General features: G+C 73.0%; 15 protein-coding genes and 1 pseudogene. 6 read left to right on the top strand and 10 right to left on the bottom strand.

What is annotated here, in order from left to right; translation table 11 throughout:
- Positions 1–7 precede the first annotated feature (7 nt).
- Positions 8–919 carry an endonuclease/exonuclease/phosphatase family protein gene (locus BU52_RS30655; protein ID WP_037940687.1) on the bottom strand — a complete coding sequence of 304 codons (912 nt, stop codon included), beginning with the start codon at positions 917–919 and terminating at the stop codon, positions 8–10.
- 232 nt (positions 920–1,151) lie between these two features.
- On the opposite strand from BU52_RS30655, the gene BU52_RS30650 reads away from it, so the two are divergent.
- A complete protein-coding gene (locus BU52_RS30650) occupies positions 1,152–2,681 on the top strand; it encodes an Ig-like domain-containing protein (RefSeq protein WP_037940685.1) in 1,530 nt (509 codons plus the stop codon).
- A gap of 57 nt (positions 2,682–2,738) precedes the next feature.
- Here BU52_RS30650 and BU52_RS30645 read toward each other — a convergent pair whose 3' ends face one another.
- Both BU52_RS30645 and BU52_RS30640 read right to left on the bottom strand, forming a co-directional pair.
- Positions 2,739–4,868 (bottom strand): 3-hydroxyacyl-CoA dehydrogenase NAD-binding domain-containing protein, encoded by a 2,130-nt coding sequence (locus BU52_RS30645; protein WP_037940682.1) that lies wholly within the window; start codon positions 4,866–4,868, stop codon positions 2,739–2,741.
- On the bottom strand, positions 4,865–6,082 hold the full coding sequence (locus BU52_RS30640) for a thiolase family protein (RefSeq protein WP_037940681.1): 1,218 nt from the start codon (positions 6,080–6,082) through the stop codon (positions 4,865–4,867). Before BU52_RS30640 ends, BU52_RS30645 begins: the two co-directional genes overlap by 4 nt.
- Before the next feature lie 249 nt (positions 6,083–6,331).
- Here BU52_RS30640 and BU52_RS36665 point away from each other — a divergent pair.
- Positions 6,332–6,512: pseudogene (locus BU52_RS36665) on the top strand (carbohydrate ABC transporter permease); the annotation flags it as partial.
- An 18-nt stretch (positions 6,513–6,530) separates the two neighbouring features.
- On the opposite strand, the gene BU52_RS30635 reads toward BU52_RS36665, so the two are convergent.
- From BU52_RS30635 to BU52_RS30625, 3 genes are all read right to left on the bottom strand, one after another.
- Positions 6,531–7,808 (bottom strand): ribonuclease D, encoded by a 1,278-nt coding sequence (locus BU52_RS30635; protein WP_078903533.1) that lies wholly within the window; start codon positions 7,806–7,808, stop codon positions 6,531–6,533.
- Positions 7,809–7,980: 172 nt separating this feature from the next.
- Complete coding sequence (locus tag BU52_RS30630) at positions 7,981–8,643, bottom strand: helix-turn-helix transcriptional regulator (protein WP_006130493.1); 663 nt, start codon at positions 8,641–8,643, stop codon at positions 7,981–7,983.
- A 269-nt stretch (positions 8,644–8,912) separates the two neighbouring features.
- Entirely contained in the window at positions 8,913–9,587 is a 675-nt protein-coding gene (locus tag BU52_RS30625) for a DUF3000 domain-containing protein (RefSeq protein ID WP_078903532.1), read from the bottom strand.
- A 146-nt stretch (positions 9,588–9,733) separates the two neighbouring features.
- On the opposite strand from BU52_RS30625, the gene hemE reads away from it, so the two are divergent.
- Complete coding sequence (hemE, locus tag BU52_RS30620) at positions 9,734–10,828, top strand: uroporphyrinogen decarboxylase (protein WP_037940677.1); 1,095 nt, start codon at positions 9,734–9,736, stop codon at positions 10,826–10,828.
- 187 nt (positions 10,829–11,015) lie between these two features.
- Here the strand turns inward: hemE and BU52_RS30615 are convergent, their stop codons facing one another.
- Positions 11,016–11,828 (bottom strand): rhomboid family intramembrane serine protease, encoded by an 813-nt coding sequence (locus BU52_RS30615; RefSeq protein WP_037940710.1) that lies wholly within the window; start codon positions 11,826–11,828, stop codon positions 11,016–11,018.
- Positions 11,829–11,961: 133 nt separating this feature from the next.
- Between BU52_RS30615 and BU52_RS30610 the strand changes: the two genes are divergently transcribed.
- On the top strand, positions 11,962–12,282 hold the full coding sequence (locus tag BU52_RS30610) for a hypothetical protein (protein WP_037940675.1): 321 nt from the start codon (positions 11,962–11,964) through the stop codon (positions 12,280–12,282).
- 106 nt (positions 12,283–12,388) lie between these two features.
- On the opposite strand, the gene BU52_RS30605 is transcribed toward BU52_RS30610, so the two are convergent.
- Together BU52_RS30605 and BU52_RS30600 are read right to left on the bottom strand one after the other, a co-directional pair.
- Complete coding sequence (locus BU52_RS30605; RefSeq protein ID WP_037940673.1) at positions 12,389–13,786, bottom strand: FAD-dependent oxidoreductase; 1,398 nt, start codon at positions 13,784–13,786, stop codon at positions 12,389–12,391.
- Between the two features lie 45 nt (positions 13,787–13,831).
- Entirely contained in the window at positions 13,832–14,782 is a 951-nt protein-coding gene (locus BU52_RS30600) for a DUF4349 domain-containing protein (RefSeq protein ID WP_037940671.1), read from the bottom strand.
- Positions 14,783–14,938: 156 nt separating this feature from the next.
- On the opposite strand from BU52_RS30600, the gene hemG reads away from it, so the two are divergent.
- Positions 14,939–16,396: a protoporphyrinogen oxidase gene (gene hemG / locus BU52_RS30595; protein ID WP_037940669.1), complete on the top strand. Its 1,458-nt coding sequence runs from the start codon at positions 14,939–14,941 to the stop codon at positions 16,394–16,396.
- Between the two features lie 5 nt (positions 16,397–16,401).
- Positions 16,402–17,133, top strand: coding sequence for a hydrogen peroxide-dependent heme synthase (hemQ, locus tag BU52_RS30590; protein ID WP_037940668.1), 732 nt, complete (start codon positions 16,402–16,404; stop codon positions 17,131–17,133).
- Between the two features lie 51 nt (positions 17,134–17,184).
- On the opposite strand, the gene BU52_RS30585 is transcribed toward hemQ, so the two are convergent.
- Positions 17,185–18,648 (bottom strand): alpha/beta hydrolase (locus BU52_RS30585; protein WP_037940667.1); only part of this gene is annotated, 1,464 nt, incomplete at its 5' end.

Below are 18,648 nucleotides of genomic sequence, written 5' to 3'. Positions count from 1 at the left end.
TACTGCCTCAGCCGCTGCCGGTGTCCACCCGGATCAGCAGGGCCAGGTGGTCGGAGACGCCGGTGTCGCGCACCCGGCACTCGAGCACGGGCAGTCCGGTGAAGAGGTAGTCCAGCTTGTGCCGCGAGACATGGGTCGCCCGCGCCGGTCCCGGCCGGCCGGACCCCTGGTCGCACTCCCGGTGGACGCGGTACGGCCGGTCCGGCCACACCCAGGAGTCGGGGTTGTTCCCTCCCGGCGGACCCACGTTCAGGTCTCCGCCGTAGACGGTCCGTCGTCCGGGCACCGCGCCCACCAGCGCGTTCAGTTGGTCGTCGCGGAGCTCTCGGCCGGGCTCGGACCGGTCGCTGCGGGGCGGGCTGAGATGGGCGGCGCACACCCTGACGTCCTGCGCCGCGATCGATACGCAGAGGATGCCGCGCCGCACGCCGACCGAGGGCTGCCGCGAAGGCACCGTGCGCACGGCGGACAGGGGGTACGCCGAGAGCACGGCACGACCGGCGGGCCCCGCCGTGCCGCACCGCACCGTGCCCGTACGCCCGGTGCGGTCCCTCCACGTGTAGGGGTGGAACGCGGTGTGCCAGGAGGGGCCCAGGTCTCTGCGCACCGCCTCCACGTCCGCGGCGCAGGCTTCCTGCAGCAGGATCACCTCCGCTCCGAACCGGGTGGCGAGACGCTGCAGTTCCTGTCTCTTCGCGGCACGGCTCCCGGTGCCCCCGCAGTTCCACTCCCGTACCCCGCACATGTTCCAGGTCGCCGTGCCCAGTGTCCGGGGCGGGATGGAGAAGCGGGAAGGGCCCGCCGTCCGCACGACGGCCACCGTGCTCACGAGTCCCAGCAGCGCGGCCGAGACGGCCAGGCACCGGACCCTGCGACGCCTGCGTGCGAAGGACGGGGACGGGGAGACGGCGCGCGGCATCCCTACATGATCTCCGATCGGAAAGCGGCGCACCGACGTCCGGTTCACCGTCGCACGGTACGTCACGGCGCGGACGTGACCGGGGCCGGCCCTCCCGGGACACGACGTCGTGTCCTTCCCGGCGACGAGCGCCACGGCCGGTGCGACATCTGCAGGGTACCGAGTACGCGACCTGCCACGGAGGTACCTGTCGCCCGCCTTTCGAGACACAACAGAGAGTGGAGTTCGCACCATGTCCAAACCACCCCCGAAGGGCCGGCAGCTGCTCACGGGTATCGAGGCGTCCGGGACCTTCCCGGTCGAGTACCGCTTCGCCCACGCGCAGAAGGGCAACCGCCACCTGGTCGTCGTCTTCGCGAACTTCGCCGCGCCCGGTGACTACGGCTGGTCCAACGGCGTGTTCGACAAGCTCCGGGCGAACATCCTCTGGATCCGCGACAAGTTCGAGGACAACCGGAGCTACTACCTGTGCAAGGAGATGGACTTCTCCCTGGAACAGTCCGTCGTCACCCTCATATCCAAGGTGATGAACGCTCTCGACCTGACCCCGGAGTCCGTCACCCTGTGGGGCGGTTCGAAGGGCGGCAGCGCGGCCCTCTACTTCGGTCTGAAGTACGGCTTCCGCAACATCGTCGCCATCGCCCCGCAGTTCTCGATCGGCACGTACGTCCGGGACGTGCATCCGGGCGTCGCCCGGTTCATGCTCGGCGAGGGCGTGCCCGAGCAGAACGTGCGGATCGTGGACGCGCTCATCCCGGACCTGCTGCGCGCGGGGGCCAACCGCACAGCCAACATCTACCTGGTGTCCGCGGCTCAGGACGACCAGTACCCCCTTCAGGTGGAGCCCTTCCTGGGACTCTTCCAGCACTACGAGAACTTCAACTTCATCTTCAGCGACTCCCCGCACATCGCCGACCACACCCAGGTGGCGGGGCGCAACGTCCCTGTCCTGATGGGCATCGCCAACTTCCTGATCGACGGGATCGCGCCGCGCCTGGGCCACGTGCGCAACGGGTACGAGGAACCCGACCGTGACCGGCGGTCCATCACGTCGTACCTCTCCGCCACGTCGGTGGTCAGGGGCCCGGAGTTCCCGCCGCCGGTGATCACCGCGCCCGCCGTGCAGGAGGAGGTGCGCAGGGACGCCGTGCGGTTCACGGGCCACGCCGGCGGTGCCGTCCGGGTGATGGTCTGGGAGCACGGCAAGTACCTGGGGCAGACCGACGTGCGCGCCGACGGCACCTGGTCCTGGGAACTGGGAAGGGCCTGGAGCACGGGCAGGCATCCGGTGAAGGTGTACGCGGTGGACGCGGCGGGCTACCAGACCGAGCGGACCGAGGTGAACTTCACGGCGGTCGAGGCACCCACCGGGGGCGCAGTCCCGCCCTCGCCCGGGACGGCCGGCACGGACTGGGGCTTCGGGGTGTCGACGGTCGGGCAGAGCGCCGGGGCACCGGTGGTGCTGGAACCGGTGGCCCACGAGCAGGTGATGGATGCCAGGGTCGTCTTCACCGGGTCCGCCACGAACGCCGCGCAGGTCGGTTTCCGGGAGAACGGTGTGCTCCTGGGCGGCGTCGCGGTCGGCCCGAACGGCACCTGGTCGTGGGAGTCGGGCTGGGCCTGGAGCCCGGGCGCGCACGTCGTCGACGTCTTCGCCGTGCACGCCTCGGGAGCGGAGTCCCCGGTCACGCAGCTTCCCTTCACCGTGATGGACGTCGCGTCCATGGGGACGAGGGACGTCTACTACGGCGGAATCCACTGAGGGAAGGAAGAAGGGCCCCCGCACACCGCGGAGGCCCTCTTCAGCCGCGTACGGCCGTCACGCCGGGACCGAGGCCACCCCGGGCTCCAGGAACCGCTTGCCGTTGACGCGCTCGGAGACGCCCTCACGGTCCAGGTACGGCGTGATGCCGCCCAGGTGGAACGGCCAGCCGGCGCCGGTGATCAGGCACAGGTCGATGTCCTGCGCCTCGGCGACGACACCCTCCTCGAGCATGAGCCCGATCTCCTGCGCCACCGCGTCCAGCACCCGGGCCCGCACCTGCTCCTCGGTCAGGACGGTGTCGCCCTGCTGGAGCAGCGCGGCGACCTCGGGGTCCAGCTCGGGCTTGCCGCTGTCGTAGACGTAGAAGCCGCGCTTGCCCGCCTCCACGACCCTCTTGAGGTTCGGGGAGACCGTGAACCGCTCCGGGAACGCCCGGTTGAGGGTTTCCGACACGTGCAGACCGATCGCGGGACCGACCAGCTCCAGCAGCACCAGCGGCGACATCGGCAGACCGAGCGGCTCGACGGCCCTCTCGGCGACCTCGACCGGGGTGCCCTCGTCGATGACGTTCTGGATCTCGCCCATGAAGCGGGTCAGGATGCGGTTCACGACGAACGCCGGGGCGTCCTTCGTCAGCACCGCGGTCTTCTTCAGCTTCTTGGCGACACCGAACGCCGTGGCGAGCGAGGCGTCGTCGGTCTGCTCGCCGCGGACGATCTCGAGCAGCGGGAGGACGGCGACCGGGTTGAAGAAGTGGAAGCCCACGACCCGCTCGGGGTGCTTCAGCTTCGACGCCATCTCCGACACGGAGAGCGAGGAGGTGTTGGTGGCGAGGATCGCGTGTGCCGGGGCGACCGCCTCGACCTCCGCGAACACCTGCTGCTTGACGCCCATTTCCTCGAAGACGGCCTCGATGACGAAGTCGGCGTCCGAGAAGCCCTCGGCCTTGTCCAGCACACCGGAGACCAGAGCCTTGAGGCGGTTGGCCTTGTCCTGGTTGATCCGGCCCTTGCCGAGCAGCTTGTCGATCTCGGCGTGGACGTAGCCCACACCCTTGTCGACGCGCTCCTGGTCGATGTCGGTCAGCACGACCGGCACCTCGAGGCGGCGCAGGAACAGCAGCGCGAGCTGGGAGGCCATCAGGCCGGCGCCGACGACGCCGACCTTGGTGACCGGGCGGGCCAGGCTCTTGTCCGGGGCGCCCGCGGGACGCTTGCCGCGCTTCTGCACCAGGTTGAACGCGTAGATGCCGGAGCGCAGTTCACCGCCCATGATCAGGTCGGCGAGCGCCTGGTCCTCGGCGTCGTAGCCCTGCTGGAGGTCGCCGTTCTTGGCGGCGGCGATGATGTCCAGCGCGCGGTAGGCGGCCGGGGCGGCGCCGTGCACCTTGGAGTCGGCGACGAAGCGGCCGCGCGCGACGGCCTGGTCCCAGGCCTCGCCGCGGTCGATCACCGGGCGCTCGATCGTGATCTCGCCCTTGAGGACGGACGCGGTCCAGATCAGCGACTGCTCCAGGAAGTCCGCGCCCTCGAAGATCGCGTCCGCGATGCCGAGGTCGTAGACCTGCTCACCCTTGAGCTGCTTGTTCTGGTTGAGGCTGTTCTCGATGATCACCGAGACGGCCTTGTCGGCGCCGATCAGGTTCGGCAGCAGGGTGCAGCCGCCCCAGCCAGGGACCAGACCGAGGAAGACCTCGGGCAGGGAGAACGCCGGGAGGGCCGCGGACACCGTGCGGTAGGCGCAGTGCAGACCGACCTCGACGCCACCGCCCATGGCGGCGCCGTTGTAGTACGCGAAGGTCGGCACGGCGAGCGTCGACAGCCGCTTGAAGACGTCGTGGCCGCCCTTGCCGATGGCGAGCGCGTCCTCGTGCCGCTTCAGCAGCTCGACGCCCTTGAGGTCGGCGCCGACGGCGAAGATGAACGGCTTGCCGGTGACGCCGACGCCGACGATGTCGCCGTCCGCGGCCTCCTTCTCGACCTGGTCGATGGCGGCGTCGATGTTCGCCAGCGACTGCGGGCCGAGGGTGGTCGGCTTGGTGTGGTCGTGACCGTTGTCGAGGGTGATGAGCGCGAAGCGCCCCGCACCCAGCGGCAGGTCGAAGTGGCGTACGTGCGCGCTGGTGACGACCTCGCCGGGGAACAGCTCGGCCGCACCCTTCAGAAGCTCTGCGGTGGTGCTCACTTGTCCCCCTCGAAGTGCGGGTTCTCCCAGATGACCGTCGCGCCCATGCCGAAGCCGACGCACATGGTGGTGAGGCCGTAGCGGACCTGCGGCTGCTCCTCGAACTGGCGGGCCAGCTGCGTCATCAGACGGACGCCGGAGGAGGCCAGCGGGTGGCCGAACGCGATGGCGCCGCCGTACTGGTTGACGCGCGCGTCGTCGTCGGCGATGCCGTAGTGCTCCAGGAACGCGAGGACCTGGACGGCGAAGGCCTCGTTGATCTCGAACAGACCGATGTCGGAGATGGACAGGCCCGCCTGGGCCAGCGCCTTCTCCGTCGCCGGGATCGGGCCGTAGCCCATGACCTCCGGCTCCACGCCGGCGAAGGAGTAGGAGACCAGGCGCATCTTCACCGGGAGCCCGTTCTCGCGGGCGAAGTCCTCGGAGGCGATGAGCGAGGCGGTGGCGCCGTCGTTCAGGCCGGCCGCGTTACCGGCGGTGACCCGGCCGTGGACGCGGAACGGCGTCTTGAGGGTCGCCAGGTTCTCCAGGGTGGTGCCCGGACGCATCGGCTCGTCGGCGGTGACCAGGCCCCAGCCGGTCTCGCCGGCCTCTTCGTTGGTGCGGCGCACCGAGATCGGCACCAGGTCGGCCTGGATCTTGCCGTTGGCGTACGCCTTGGCGGCCTTCTCCTGGGAGCGCACCGCGTACTCGTCGGCGCGCTGCTTGGTGATGCCCGGGTAGCGGTCGTGCAGGTTCTCCGCGGTCATGCCCATGAACAGGGCGGACTCGTCGACCAGCTTCTCGGAGACGAACCGCGGGTTGGGGTCGACGCCCTCGCCCATCGGGTGGCGGCCCATGTGCTCGACACCGCCCGCGATGGCGACGTCGTACGCGCCGAAGGCGACGGAGCCGGCCACCGTGGTGACGGCGGTCAGGGCGCCCGCGCACATGCGGTCGATGGAGTAGCCCGGGACCGAGGTGGGCAGGCCCGCGAGGATGCCGGCCGTGCGGCCGATGGTCAGGCCCTGGTCGCCGATCTGCGTGGTCGCGGCGACGGCGACCTCGTCGATCTTCTTCGGGTCGAGACCGGGGTTGCGGCGCAGCAGTTCCCGGATCGCCTTCACGACGAGGTCGTCGGCACGGGTCTCGTGGTAGATGCCCTTCGGGCCCGCCTTGCCGAACGGGGTGCGGACGCCGTCGACGAAGACGACGTCCCTGACGGTACGAGGCACGATGGCTCTCCTCCAGGTACGGGATGCTGAGCGCTTGCTTACGGGTCATGCTACTTGCGGGTAACGTGACTGCCCAGTCCCGGTCCCCGGAGCGGCGAACATCACACGGACGGCGGCACCCGCTGAGTGGTTCCCGCCCCCGCCGCCCCTTCCCTTCCCCGGGGCCCCGCCCCAGGGACCCGCTCCTCGAACGCCGGAGGGGCTGGATCGGGGGCTGGGGCGCGCAGCCCCCGGGGCGGGACGGGAAGACCCTTCCTCTGCATGCCCTCCGAGGATCTTGGCGTGATCTCGACGTCCCTGTTCCGGTTCGAGGGTCCCTTCGGAGCGCACGGGGGAGGTCATCTCGGCGGGCGCCGTACCGGTCGTCCCGCCCACCCAGCTCGTCTTCCCCTTCCTCCGGCGCTTCATCTGCGACGGCTTCATCAGGGGGCGACGAAGCGAGCGGAGGCTAGCCGGACAACGCGGCGACGAGCACGGGGGTGACCTGCTCGATCTGCCACGTACGAGCCCCGTGGCCCGCCAGCGCGGCCGCCACGGACTCCCCGCTGACCACCGCCGGAGGTTCCCAGCACACCCTCCGCACCGTGTCCGGCGTGATCAGGTTCTCGGCCGGCATCCCCAGTCGCTCGGCCAGCGCGCTCACGCCCGTCCGCGCGGCGGACAGCCGCGCCGCGGCCTCCGGGTCCTTGTCCGCCCACGCCCGTGGCGGCGGGGGGCCGGTCACCGGCTGGCCGGGCTGGGGCAGCTGTGCCTCGCTCAGCGCCCTCGCCCGGTCGACGGCCGCCTGCCACTGCTCGAGCTGGCGCCGTCCCACACGCTGGCCGAAGCCGTTCAGCGCGGCCAGGGCGTGCGCGTCGGCCGGCAGGGCGAGAGCGGCCTCGACGATGGCCGCGTCGGAGAGCACCTTGCCCGGGGAGACGTCACGGCGCCGGGCGATCCGGTCGCGGGTCTGCCACAGCTCCCGCACGACGGCCATCTGCCGGCGGCGGCGGACCTTGTGCATGCCGGAGGTGCGCCGCCAGGGGTCCTTGCGGGGCTCCGGCGGCGGCGCCGAGGCGATCGCGTCGAACTCCTGCCGGGCCCAGTCGAGCTTGCCCTGCCGGTCGAGCTCCTTCTCCAGACAGTCCCGCAGGTCGACCAGCAGCTCCACGTCGAGGGCGGCGTAGCGCAGCCAGGGCTCGGGCAGCGGGCGGGTGGACCAGTCGACGGCGGAGTGGCCCTTCTCCAGTACGAAGCCCAGCACGTTCTCGACCATCGCGCCGAGCCCGACCCGGGGGAATCCGGCCAGGCGTCCGGCCAGCTCGGTGTCGAAGAGGAGGGTGGGCACCATGCCTATCTCGCGCAGACAGGGCAGGTCCTGCGTGGCGGCGTGCAGCACCCACTCGGCACCGGACAGCGCCGCGCCCAGACCCGACAGGTCGGGGCAGGCGACGGGGTCGATCAGTGCGGTGCCCGCGCCCTCGCGGCGCAGCTGGACGAGGTAGGCGCGCTGGCCGTAGCGGTAGCCGGAGGCGCGTTCGGCGTCCACGGCGACGGGGCCGGTGCCGGCGGCGAAGGCGGTGATCGCCTCGGCGAGCGCGGCCTCGTCCGCGATGACGGGCGGAATGCCCTCGCGCGGTTCGAGCAAGGGGGTCGGCGCCTCCCCAGCAGAACCGCCGTCGTCCGGAGGGGCGCCTCCGGTGGTTCGCAGTGAAGTGTCTGCTGCGGTGTCGTGGGCGTCGGTCACCTGTCAAGAGTATCCGTACGGGCCGGCGCCTGACCTGCCCCTACGCGCCAGAGCAGGGCCGACCAGCGAAAACAGGCCTCGGCGGATCCCCGGACGGCCGCACGCGCGAGGGCGCCCGCCGACAGCGGTGTCGACGGGCGCGGGCGGAACGGTCGTCGGGACGGCGGAAGGGTCAGTGGATGATGCCGGTGCGCAGGGCCACGGCCACCATGCCGGCGCGGTCGCCCGTGCCGAGCTTGCGGGCGATGCGGGCGAGGTGGCTCTTGACGGTCAGGGCGGACAGGCCCATGGAGACGCCGATCGCCTTGTTCGACTGGCCCTCCGCAACCAGTCGCAGCACCTCGACCTCACGGCCGGACAGTTCGCGGTAGCCGCCCGGGTGGCTCGGAGCACCCGGGGGGCGGCGGTGCAGACGGGCGGCGGCGGCGCCGATGGGAGCGGCGCCGGGCCGGGTGGGGAGCCCGAGGTTGGTGCGGGTGCCGGTGACGACGTACCCCTTCACACCGCCGGCCAGCGCGTTGCGCACGGCACCGATGTCGTCGGCGGCGGACAGGGCGAGGCCGTTGGGCCAGCCCGCGGCGCGGGTCTCGGAGAGGAGGGTCAGGCCGGAACCGTCCGGCAGGTGGACTTCGGCGACGCAGATGTCGCGGGGGTTGCCGATGCGGGGACGAGCCTCCGCGACGGACGAGGCCTCGATGACATCGCGTACTCCGAGCGCCCACAGATGGCGGGTGACGGTGGAACGGACGCGGGGGTCGGCCACGACCACCATGGCGGTCGGCTTGTTCGGGCGGTAGGCGACCAGGCTTGAGGGCTGCTCGAGGAGAACGGACACCAGGCCTCCTGGGGTGCGGGACGGGGCCGGCTCGCGGGGGGTGAAGCCGGGGGGAACCGTGCTTTCAAGGTCACAGACGTCTTCGGCAGCAAACCTGGTGTCCTTTAGGAAATGATCACGATCTAGTGAGTAACAATCTGGGCAATTCGGACGCGCGATCGATCATTCGAAGATCGAACGGTTTCGGTCTGCGTCACAACGTTTCCGAAAGTGGCCGTATCGACAAAGAGATGGGCAGGAATGATTGCCGGGGGCCCGTGGCGGGAAACTCAGCGCGACTGCGGTCCCCTCCGCTGCGGGAGCGTCACCACCGACGCGTCCCCGGGAGCGGCCGGCGGCAGCCCCGCGACCTGCGCCAGCAGATCGCACCACGCGATCAGGTGGGCGCCCGCGTCCGGCACCCCGGCCGGCCCCTCCCGGGGCGTCCAGGAGGCCCGGATCTCGATCTGCGAGGCCGCGGGCCGCGCCGAGAGTCCGCCGAAGTAGTGGGAACTCGCCCGCGTCACCGTGCCGCTCGGCTCGCCGTACGCCAGGCCCCGCGCCGCGAGCGCGCCGGTCAGCCAGGACCAGCACACGTCCGGCAGCAGCGGATCCGCCGCCATCTCCGGCTCCAGCTCCGCGCGCACCAGCGTCACCAGGCGGAAGGTGCCCCGCCAGGCGTCGTGCCCGGCCGGATCGTGCAGCAGCACCAGCCGGCCGTCGGCCAGATCCTCCTCGTCGTCCACGACCGCCGCCTCCAGCGCGTACGCGTAGGGAGCGAGGCGCTTCGGCGCGGGTACGGGATCCACCTCGATCTGGGGCCGCAGACGCGCGCCGCGCAGCGCGTCGACGGCGGCCCGGAAGGGCCGCGGTGGCGCACCCCCGTGCCCGAGGTCCCCTCCGGTCTCGTTCGGTTCGTCCATTCCGCCAGCGCCGTCCGACAGTCGTCCCTGAGCCGCAGCCATGCGGGGAAGATTAAGCGGAACGGCGTCCCGGCGCAGGGAGGGACACCCGCGCCGGCCGGGGGTGTCCTGATCGTGTCCCACGCGCGCCGCGTATACCGGTGACCTGAGGTCCGGGGCGGCTGCCCGGCCGTGCGAGACTGGCCGGTGTGAGTGCCAACGCAAGCCCGACGGGCCAGACGCCGACCACGACCTCCGACACCGTCAAGAGCGACGCGGTCGAGGATTCGGCCTTCCTCAAGGCGTGCCGGCGCGAGCCGGTGCCGCACACGCCGGTGTGGTTCATGCGGCAGGCGGGGCGCTCACTGCCGGAGTACCGCAAGGTGCGCGAGGGCATCGGGATGCTCGACTCCTGCATGCGGCCCGAGCTGGTCACCGAGATCACGCTCCAGCCCGTGCGCCGCCACCACGTCGACGCGGCGATCTACTTCAGCGACATCGTCGTCCCCCTCAAGGCCATCGGCATCGACCTCGACATCAAGCCCGGCGTCGGCCCGGTCGTCGAGCAGCCGGTCCGCACCCGCGCCGACCTGGCCCGGCTGCGCGACCTCACCCCCGAGGACGTCTCCTACGTCACCGAGGCCATCGGGATGCTGACCCGTGAACTCGGCTCCACCCCGCTGATCGGCTTCGCGGGCGCCCCGTTCACCCTCGCCAGCTACCTCGTCGAGGGCGGCCCGTCGCGCACGTACGAGAACGCCAAGGCGATGATGTACGGCGACCCCGGGCTCTGGGCCGACCTGCTCGACCGCCTCGCCGACATCACGGCCGCGTTCCTCGAGGTCCAGATCCGGGCCGGCGCCGCGGCCGTCCAGCTCTTCGACTCCTGGGCCGGCGCCCTCGCCCCGTCCGACTACCGGCGCTCGGTGCTCCCCGCCTCGGCGAAGGTGTTCCGCAAGGTCGCGGGGCACGGCGTCCCGCGCATCCACTTCGGCGTCGGCACCGGTGAGCTCCTTGGGCTCATGGGAGAGGCCGGAGCCGACGTCGTCGGCGTCGACTGGCGCGTCCCGATGGACGAGGCCGCCCGCCGCGTCGGTCCCGGCAAGGCGCTCCAGGGCAACCTCGACCCGACCGTCCTGTTCGCCGGCCGCGAGGCCGTCGAGACGAAGGCGCGGGAGGTCCTGGACACGGCGGCCGGCCTGGAGGGCCACATCTTCAACCTCGGCCACGGCGTCATGCCGTCCACCGACCCGGACGCCCTGACCCGTCTCGTGGAGTACGTGCACACCCAGACCGCGCGCTGACCCACCGCCGTACGCGCCCGACCCGGGCCCCGGCCGCCCCGGCCGCCTGCGGCGTGCGGTGGGACGCGCGGTGAGCGGGGCGAGGGCGCCGGGCCGAGCCGGTGGGAGACGTCGGGGACGGACACGCGGGCCTCGTGCGCGGCCGGTGCGCGGGCCGTCCCCCGCGGCGCGGGCCGGATTCCTGCCCTTACCGGGCCCGCCGGCCGAGGAGGACGCCGCGTGGCTCCGGCGGTGGGGGAGTGCCGGCCTTGAGCGGCCAGGCGAGGAGCATGCCGACCGCGAATCCGGCCACGTGGGCCGCGTAGGCGACGGTGCCGGCCTCGGACACGCCCTGGCCGGCCGAGTAGAACGCCTGGAGCACGAACCACAGGCCCAGCACGATCCAGGCGGGCAGCCGCAGCGGCAGGAAGATCAGGAACGGCACCAGCACCCAGACCCGCGCCCTCGGATACAGCACCAGATAGGCGCCCAGCACCCCGGCGACGGCCCCGGAGGCACCGATCAGCGGCTCGCCCGAGCCGGCGTCGAGCAGGGCGAAGCCGTACGAGGCCGCGTAGCCGCAGACGAGGTAGAACAGCAGGAAGCGGACGTGCCCCATGCGGTCCTCGACGTTGTTGCCGAAGATCCACAGGAACAGCATGTTGCCCAGCAGGTGCAGCCAGCCGCCGTGCAGGAACATCGCCGTGAGGACGCTCAGCTCCGGGGACTTCTCGTACCCGGGCGGACCCACCACGCACCCCGGGCCCTGCGGGCCCACGCCGGTGGCTCCCGTGGGCACGAGACCCGGCAGACGGTGATGGATCAGCTCCCGCGGCACCACCGCGTAGCGGTCCAGGAACGCCTCGAGCCGGCACAGCTCCGCCAGGCTGCTCCCGCCGGTCAGCGAACCGACGACGCCCGGGGTGAGGACCACGAAGACGACGACGTTGGCGGCGAGGAGCGCGTACGTCACCCACGGGGTGCGCCGCGCGGGGTTCACGTCATGGACCGGGATGACCACACCCCCCATGTGCCCGGGCGGTGGCCGGCGAATCCGCGGGACCGCTGAACACCGCCGCCCGGGGGCCCGTATGACTCGTCAACCGCCCGCGGCGCGGGGAAGGCGCCGCGGGGCCGACGTGAGGAAACTGGCGATGAACGACCGAGTGACTCCCGCGATGCACGCGCTGCCCGACGGCGAGGCCGAGCTCACGCTCGTGGTGCGTCTGCCCTGGGAGGACGTCGCGCGGCTCGGCCAGGAGGCGGGGCGGCTCGCTTCCCAGACGCAGCGGCCGGTGACGCTGGACGAGGCGGTGAGCCACCGGCTGCGGTCCGCGAAGGCCGCCGCGCACGCGCGGCCGGCGGGGGAGCAGCCGCCGCCCGTGCCGTCGAGCGCCTCGGTGTCCTCGCTGCCGTCACGCCCCCCGGCGGAACAGGCGCGGCAGGCCATCGAGAGGATCAACGGGACGCGCTGAGAGGGCCGGCCAGGGCCCCTCCGGGGGCCGGGCGCGCTGCGGGGTGCCGGTCCGTGGTGGCTCGGCGCGCAGTTCGCGCCCCTTCCGGTGGCGCCGCGCGGCCCCCTCACACGGCTGCCCCGACCTTCGCCGTCGCCTTGCGTGCCGCCACCAGTACCGGGTCCCAGACCGGGGAGAACGGCGGCGCGTACCCCAGGTCCAGGGCCGTCATCTGCTCCACCGTCATACCGGCCGTGAGGGCGACCGCCGCGATGTCGACCCGCTTGCCCGCGCCCTCGCGGCCGACGATCTGGACGCCGAGGAGACGGCCGGTGCGGAGTTCGGCGAGCATCTTCACCGTCATGGGTGCGGCGTTCGGGTAGTAGCCCGCGCGGCTGGTCGACTCGACGGTGACCGACTCGAACCGCAGACCCACGCGGCGGGCGTCCTTCTCCCGCAGGCCCGTGCGGGCGATCTCCAGGTCGCACACCTTGCTGACCGCCGTACCGACCACGCCCGGGAAGGTGGCGTAACCCCCGCCGACGTTGGCGCCGATGATCTGGCCGTGCTTGTTGGCGTGGGTGCCGAGCGGGACGTGCCGCTGCTGCCCCGAGACCAGGTCCAGCACCTCCACGCAGTCGCCGCCGGCCCAGACGTTCTCGTGCCCGCGCACCCGCATCGACCGGTCGGTGAGCAGCCCGCCGTGCTCCCCGAGGGGGAGTCCGGCGGCCCGCGCGAGGGTCGTCTCGGGCCGCACGCCGATCCCGAGGACGACGACATCGGCCGGGTACTCGGCCTGCTCCGTGACGACCGCCCGCACCCTGCCGTCGTCGCCCGTGAGCAGCCCGGTCACCTCGGCGTCGTTCACCATGGTGATGCCCATGCCCTCCATGGCCCGGTGCACCAGACGGCCCATGTCGGGGTCGAGGGTCGCCATGGGCTCCCTGCCGCGGTTGACGACCGTCACCTCGTAGCCGCGCTTGATCATCGCCTCGGCCATCTCCACGCCGATGTACCCCGCGCCGACCACCACCGCGCGACGGCCGCGCGTGGCGGCCAGCGTGTCCAGCAGCGCCTGCCCGTCGTCCAGGGTCTGCACGCCGTGCACCCCGGGGGCGTCCATGCCGGGCAGCTCCGGGCGGACGGGCCGCGCACCGGTCGCGATCACCAGGTGGTCGTACGACGTCCAGGACTCGGTGCCCGACGCCAGGTCACGCGCGCGCACCCGTCCCCGGGCGGGGTCGAGTTCCGTGACCTCCGTACGCAGCCGCAGGTCGATGTCCCGCGCGCGGTGCTCCTCGGGGGTGCGCGCGATCAGCCGGTCCCGGTCGGTGACGTCGCCGCCCACCCAGTAGGGGATGCCGCACGCCGAGTAGGAGGTGAAGTGGCCGCGCTCCAGGGCCACGATCTCCAGCTCGTCCGGGCCCCTCAGCCGGCGGGCCGCCGACGCCGCGGACATCCCCGCGGCGTCACCGCCGACCACCACCAGACGTTCCCTCGCACCGCGCGCGTCGCTCATGTCCATGGGGCCACGCTACGGGGCACGCACCGCACGGGGTTCCCGGGCCGTTCAGTCCCTCGGGGTTCCCGGCTCGCCGGCCGGGGGCCCCGGGTGCACCGCCCGCGGGCGCCGCGCCAGCAGGGGGCGTACGGCCTTCAGCCACAGCAGCGCCAGCAGGGCCGCCACCGCGGCGAACGGCAGGACCGCGCCGATCGCGAGCGCCAGCCAGCGCAGCACCGTCCAGAACGCGTCCCAGCCGCCCGTGAGCGCGTCCACGAAGCCCGGATCGTCGTCCCGCGCCGCCTTCTCCGCCGGCGCCCCCGACAGGGAGAGGGTGATCGTCGCCAGGCTCGTGCGGTCCTTCAGGGATTCCTGCCGGGCGAGCAGGGACTCCAGTTCCGCCTGACGGGTGCTCAGTTCCCCCTCCAGGGTGACCACGTCGCTGAGCCTGGACGCCCGGTCCATCAGCTCGCGGACCCGGGCCACGCTGGCCCGCTGCGACGCGATGCGGCTCTCCACGTCGACCACCTGGTCGGTGACGTCCTCCGCCTTCGCACGGCGTTCGACGAGCTTGCCGGCCCCCTCCAGGTCGGCGAGGACGTCGGCGTACCTGCCGACGGGCACGCGCAGCACCACGCGGGTGTGCTCGTGGCCCTCCGCGTCCCGGCGGGTGGTCTCGGCGCCGACGTAACCGCCGGCGTTCTCGGTCGTCGCGCGGGCCTCGTCCAGCGCCTCGGACACGTCCTTGACCCGCACGGTCAGCGAGGCGGTGCGGATGATGTGGTTCGCGGTGACCTTCGGCGGCGTGGTCCGTGCCGGACCGTCCGCCGCCGAGCCGCCCGGAGCGCCCTGCTTCGCGTCTGAGCCCGCCGCCTCCCGCGCGGGCGCGGCGGCCTTGTCGGCGGCCCCGGAACCGGCGGAGCCGCCGCCCGCGGCGCTGCACCCGCCGGTGGCGAGCGCCGCCGCCAGCAGGACCCCGGCCAGGGCGTGGGCGGGTCGTACGGATCGTCGTGTGCGCATGTGGGGCTCCCCCGGTGTCGTGACGACTGACGATCCTTCGACGCCGCAGGGGCACCGGACGTTGGGGTCCGGCGGTCCCGATGCGGTCACGGTAGGGACTCGGCAGGGCCACATGGCCCTGGCGGGAGCGGCGGTGACGTTTGAGAGGGTGGAACCATGAGCGGATCACATGCGGGCGGCGGACGCCGCGTCGTCGTCGTCGGAGCCGGCATCGCCGGGCTGGCGGCCGCGCACCGGCTGCTGGAGAGCGGGGCGCGGGTCACCGTGCTGGAGGCCTCTGACCGGGTCGGCGGCAAGCTGCTGCCGGGAGAGATCGCCGGCGCCCGCGTCGACCTCGGCGCGGAGTCTCTGCTGGCCCGCCGGCCCGAGGCGCTCGGCCTCGCCCGCGACGTGGGCCTCGCCGACCGGCTTCAGCCGCCGGCCACCGCCGCGGCCGCGCTGTGGACCCGCGGCGCCCTGCGCCCCATGCCCAAGGGCCACGTCATGGGCGTCCCCGGCACCGCCGCCGCCCTCGCGGGTGTGCTGTCCGACGAGGGGATCGCCCGGATCGAGCGCGACGCCGACCTGCCCCGCACCGAGATCGGCGACGACGTGGCGATCGGCGCGTACGTGGCCGCGCGCCTCGGCCGCGAGGTCGTCGACCGCCTCGTGGAGCCCCTGCTGGGCGGGGTGTACGCGGGCGACGCCTACCGCATCTCCATGCGCGCGGCGGTCCCGCAGCTCTTCGAGGCCGCCCGCACCCACACCTCCCTGACCGAGGGCGTCCGCGCGATCCAGGCGCGGGCCGCCGCCGCCCGGCAGACCGGCCCGGTGTTCATGGGCATCGCCGGGGGAGTGGGCACCCTCCCCGTCGCCGTCGCGGAGTCGGTGCGGGCGCGCGGAGCCGAGATCCTGACCGGTGCGCCGGTGACGGAGCTGCGCCGCGAGCCCGATGACGGCTGGCGGATCGTCGCCGGCGACCGGATGCTGCGCGCCGACGGGGTCGTCCTCGCCGTACCCGCCCCGGCCGCCGCCGGCCTGCTGCGCGCTCACGCCCCCGGAGCGGCCGCCGAACTCGCCGCGGTGGAGTACGCCTCCATGGCGCTGATCACCCTCGCCTACCGCCGCGCGGAGACCGATCTGCCCGAGGGCAGTGGATTCCTCGTGCCGCCGGTCGACGGGCACACCATCAAGGCGTCCACCTTCGCCTCCCGCAAATGGGGATGGATCGCCGAGGAGAACCCGGACCTGGTCGTCCTGCGCACCTCCGTGGGACGCCAGGGGGAGACGGAGATCCTCCGCCGCGACGACGCCGACCTCGTGGAGGTCTCCCGGCACGACCTGAAGGCGGCCACCGGCCTGACCGCCGCGCCGGTCGCGACGCGCGTCACCCGCTGGCAGGACGGCCTGCCCCAGTACCCCGTCGGCCACCACGCGCGCGTGACCCGCGTCCGCGAGCACCTCGCGGGCCTCCCCGGGCTCGCCGTGTGCGGCGCGGCCTACGACGGCGTCGGCATCCCCGCGTGCATCGCGAGCGCGTACGCCGCCGCCGACCAGATCAACGGTGACCTGCACGGTGTGCAGGAGCTCACCGCCCACCCGGTGCAGAGCCTCCACGGAGGAGCAGGAGAATAAGGGACATGAGTGACGACGCCACCACCCCCGCCCCCGACCGGATCCCGAACAAGGGCAAGCTGGCCAAGGACCTCAACGAGGTCATCCGCTACACCCTCTGGTCGGTCTTCAAGCTGAAGGACGTCCTGCCCGAGGACCGCGCCGGGTACGCCGAGGAGGTCCAGGAGCTGTTCGACCAGCTCGCCGCCAAGGACGTCACGATCCGCGGCACCTACGACGTCTCGGGTCTGCGCGCGGACGCCGACCTCATGATCTGGTGGCACGCCGAGACCGCGGACCAGCTCCAGGAGGCGTACAACCTCTTCCGCCGCACCAAGCTGGGCCGCGCCCTGGAGCCGGTCTGGTCGAACATGGCGCTGCACCGCCCCGCCGAGTTCAACCGCTCGCACATCCCGGCGTTCCTCGCCGACGAGACGCCCCGCAACTACGTGAGCGTCTACCCCTTCGTGCGCTCCTACGACTGGTACCTGCTGCCCGACGAGGACCGCCGGCGCATGCTCGCCGACCACGGCAAGATGGCCCGCGGCTACCCCGACGTGCGCGCCAACACGGTCGCGTCGTTCTCCCTCGGCGACTACGAGTGGATCCTCGCCTTCGAGGCCGACGAGCTCGACCGCATCGTCGACCTCATGCGCCACCTGCGCGGCTCGGAGGCCCGGATGCACGTCCGCGAGGAGGTCCCGTTCTACACGGGCCGCCGCAAGGACGTCGCGGACCTGGTGGCGGGCCTGGCCTGAGCGACGGGACCCGCCCGGCGGGCGGGTCCTTCCCCGCCCGCCGGGCGCCGTCTACCCGGCCTGCCGCTCCACCGGCCGCGTCCGCGGCCCCGGCCCCGGTTCCGGGTGCGGCGCGCACGAGGCGCGCCGCCCCGGAACGCGGCCCTCGAGCAGATACGCCTCCAGATGCCCGTTCACGCAGGCGTTGGGCCCGCCCGCGACGCCGTGGCTGCCTGCGTCCCGCTCGGTCACCAGCGTCGAACCGGCCAGCCGCCGGTGCAGCTCAAGGGCGCCGTCGTACGGGGTGGCCGCGTCCCGCTCCGCCGCCAGGACCAGCGTCGGCGGCAGCTCACCGCGGCCCGCGCGCACGTCAAGCGGCCGCTGCCGGGGGGCCTTCCAGTAGGCGCAGGGCAGATTCGTCCACACATTGCTCCAGGTCTCGAACGGCGCCCGGCGCGCGAGCCGGGTGTTGTCGCGGTCCCACACCGCCCAGTCCGTCGGCCAGGGCGCGTCGTTGCACTCCACGGCGAGGTACACCGCCCGTGCGTTCTCGGCCTCCGCCGCCGCCTCCGGGTGTTCCCGTGCCTGCTCGACCAGCGGCGCGGGGTCGCCCTTCAGATACGCCGACAGTGCCCGCGCGCTCTGCGGCCAGTGGTCGTCGTAGTACCCGGCCCTCAGCAGGGCCGCCTGCAGTTGTTCCGGTCCGACCTTCCCGCCCGCCGGCGTCCTCGTCAGCCGCGCCCGGGCCCTGTCGTACGCGGCCTGCACCTCGCGCGCGGTGTCGCCCAGCCCGTACACGTGGTGGTGCCGGGCGACCCAGGCCCGGAAGTCCGCCCAGCGGTCCTCGAACGCGGCCGACTGGTCGAGGTTGTTGCGGTACCAGATCTGCTCCGGGTCCGGGTTCACGGCCGAGTCGAACACCATCCGCCGCACGTGCGAGGGGAACATCGTGGCGTACAGCGCGCCGACGTAGGTGCCGTACGACGCCCCCAGGAACGTCAGCCGGTTCTCGCCGAGCGCGGCGCGCAGGACGTCCAGGTCACGGGCGTTGTTGAGCGAGTTGTAGTGCCGCAGGGAGTCCCCGGCCCGTTCGGCGCAGCCGCGCGCGTACGCCTTGGCCCGCCCGGCCCGCTCGCGCTTGTACGCCGCCGAGGGGTGGACCGGCGCCGGAGTGGGGCCCTTGTGGAACGCGGCGGGGTCCGTGCAGGACAGCGGGGCCGAACGGCCCACCCCGCGCGGGGCGTAGCCGACGAGGTCGTAGGCCGCCGCGACGCGCTTCCACTCGGGAAGCACGCCCATCATCGGGAAGTACATGCCGGTGGCGCCCGGGCCGCCCGGGTTGTGGACCAGGGCTCCCTGCCGGCGCACCGTGCGCCTGCCGCCCGACGGGTCCTCGCCGGTGGCGCGGGCGCGGCTGACGGTGAGCTCGATCTGCCGGCCGTTCGGGCGGGCGTAGTCGAGCGGGACCCGGACGGTGCCGCACCGGACGGTGCCCGGGAGCTGCTGCGCGGCGGGGCACGCGCCGAAGTCGACGCC

Source organism: Streptomyces toyocaensis (assembly GCF_000725125.1).
In the GTDB taxonomy this organism is placed as follows: Bacteria; Actinomycetota; Actinomycetes; order Streptomycetales; family Streptomycetaceae; genus Streptomyces; species Streptomyces toyocaensis.
The sequence above is the reverse complement of the archived record's forward strand: the minus strand, read 5'-3'. Positions and strand labels throughout refer to the sequence as shown.

Coding starts and splice junctions, on each gene's coding strand:
- BU52_RS30655 (WP_037940687.1), bottom strand. CDS start 919: ATGCCGCGCGCCGTCTCCCCGTCCCCGTCCTTCGCACGCAGGCGTCGC.
- BU52_RS30650 (WP_037940685.1), top strand. CDS start 1,152: ATGTCCAAACCACCCCCGAAGGGCCGGCAGCTGCTCACGGGTATCGAG.
- BU52_RS30625 (WP_078903532.1), bottom strand. CDS start 9,587: ATGGCTGCGGCTCAGGGACGACTGTCGGACGGCGCTGGCGGAATGGAC.
- BU52_RS30610 (WP_037940675.1), top strand. CDS start 11,962: ATGAACGACCGAGTGACTCCCGCGATGCACGCGCTGCCCGACGGCGAG.
- BU52_RS30605 (WP_037940673.1), bottom strand. CDS start 13,786: ATGGACATGAGCGACGCGCGCGGTGCGAGGGAACGTCTGGTGGTGGTC.
- BU52_RS30600 (WP_037940671.1), bottom strand. CDS start 14,782: ATGCGCACACGACGATCCGTACGACCCGCCCACGCCCTGGCCGGGGTC.
- hemG (WP_037940669.1), top strand. CDS start 14,939: ATGAGCGGATCACATGCGGGCGGCGGACGCCGCGTCGTCGTCGTCGGA.
- hemQ (WP_037940668.1), top strand. CDS start 16,402: ATGAGTGACGACGCCACCACCCCCGCCCCCGACCGGATCCCGAACAAG.